This window comes from Desulfosporosinus nitroreducens (genome assembly GCF_023897015.1).
GTDB lineage: Bacteria > Bacillota > Desulfitobacteriia > Desulfitobacteriales > Desulfitobacteriaceae > Desulfosporosinus > Desulfosporosinus nitroreducens.
In genome coordinates, this window is sequence record NZ_JAMHFY010000075.1 from 1 (window position 1) to 1,952 (window position 1,952).

Here is a 1,952-nt window from a genome sequence, read left to right on the forward strand (position 1 = left end):
TTTTGAGTAGTAATGGTAGGCCGTTCCCGATTCTCGGGTATGTATTCTTCAATCACTACATGGGCATTGGAACCACCAAACCCAAAAGAACTTATACCAGCTCGCCTTGGAATGTCTTCTCCTTGAATATTTTGTAACGGATTCCACTCCTTAGTTTCCTGGACTATATAAAATGGACTATCTTCAATTTGGATATATGAATTAATTTTGGCACAATGTAGTGTTTTTACCAGCGTTTTATGTTTGAGTTGCAGTAAGACCTTGATCACACCCGAAATTCCTGCAGCAAGTTCCAAATGACCAATATTGGACTTCACTGAACCCAAACCACAATGAGTGCTAACAACCTTTGGGCCATCTGTAGCTTGATACAACTCTTTGAAAGCTGTCTTCAGTCCGTTTATTTCTATGGGATCTCCAAGTTCTGTGCCTGTTCCATGAGTCTCAATATAAGTAACTGTCCTCGGATCAATTCCAGCCTTGATGTAAGCAGTTCGTATTACTTCAGCCTGTGCTTTCGGATTAGGTGCAGTCAATGAATTTGAACGGCCACCATGGTTCTCAGCAGTACCTCTAATGATTCCGTAAATATGATCTCCTGATTGCTCTACATCTTTAAGCTTTTTCAAGAAGATCATGCCCACTCCTTCACCTCGTACATAGCCATTAGCTTGATCCGAAAAAGTTTTGCATCGACCATCTTCACATAGCATGCCAGCTTTGTTAAAACTAATATGCATCTCCGGTGTCAATATTACATTGACACCACCTACAATTGCCATCTCGCAGTCTCCATTTTCTATAGCGCTTACTGCCCGATGAATAGCAACTAATGAACTGGAACAGGCAGTTTCAATGGGTTCACTGCATCCGTGAATATTGAGAAAATAACTCATTCGGTTCGGTCCTACCGAAGGTACCATACCAGTGGAAGTGTATGCTTCAACGGCTATATTTGTCTGTGAAATCAATCTACTATAGCCACTACTCGTCGTACCTACGAAAATCCCTGTTTTAGTTCCCGAGAGTCTTTGAGCCGAATAGCCAGCATCTTCAATAACTCTCCAGATATAAGTCATTATTAGGCGTTGTTGTGGGTCCATAAGCTCAGCTTCACAAGGGGAAATTCCAAAAAATAACGGATCAAATTCATCCACCCCATCAATAAACCCACCCCACTTTATGTTTGTTTTATTTACTTCCTTTGTTGGATCTCCATAGTACTCTCTCCAATCCCATCGGTCCTTAGGGATTTCCGTTATACAATCTCTACCTTCTTTAAGGTTTCTCCAAAACTCATTAACATCTCTGGCCATAGGAAATACACCGCACATGCCAATAATCGCAATAGGTTCAGGAATACTTTTTTGGGGTTTAGCTGTTGATTCGATCAATGCTCTCGTAAACCTTGATCGTAGTTTTTTGTTGTAATTGTCTACGCTCTCTTTCCCTTCGTCATGCACGCCATTTTTTGGGGCTAGCACAATAACCTCTTCCTTAGTTGTTGACAACTTAAATCGAGACATAAATATATTCTGATATTCAGCTATCAAATATTCTGCGAAACTATGTAGGGTTGGATATTCAAAGAATATAGCAGGATTTAATCCAATCTTGTATTCCTGATTAAGCTTGTTACTAAATTCTGTGAGTGCAATAGAATCAAATCCATATTCACTTAGTTCGGTGTCGGCATCGATATCCTCAATCTTAATCTTGAGTAATTTAGATACTATTTTTAATAAAGCAGTTTGTACTGTCTCTAAAATGTTGCTGGTGCAGACCCTTGTAGTAAAACCGGATATTGCAGAAATTTTCTTAGGTTGCAGTATAGTTGAGTTTATTTTATAAAGTAATTTTTGTTTCATTAGTGCAAGGTCTCCTTCCAGAACCATCACCTGGTCCTGTCCTGAAGCCAAGCTCTGGTACAAAGCCCGTATCCCAGTTGAAGT

At 39.8% G+C, this 1,952-nt stretch carries 1 protein-coding gene; it reads right to left on the minus strand.

The genetic code is table 11. The features are described 5' to 3' along the window. The coding region (locus M8E35_RS26155; protein ID WP_289711021.1) for a beta-ketoacyl synthase N-terminal-like domain-containing protein at positions 1 to 1,868 on the minus strand (1,868 nt) is incomplete at its 3' end. Positions 1,869 to 1,952: the final 84 nt, after the last annotated feature.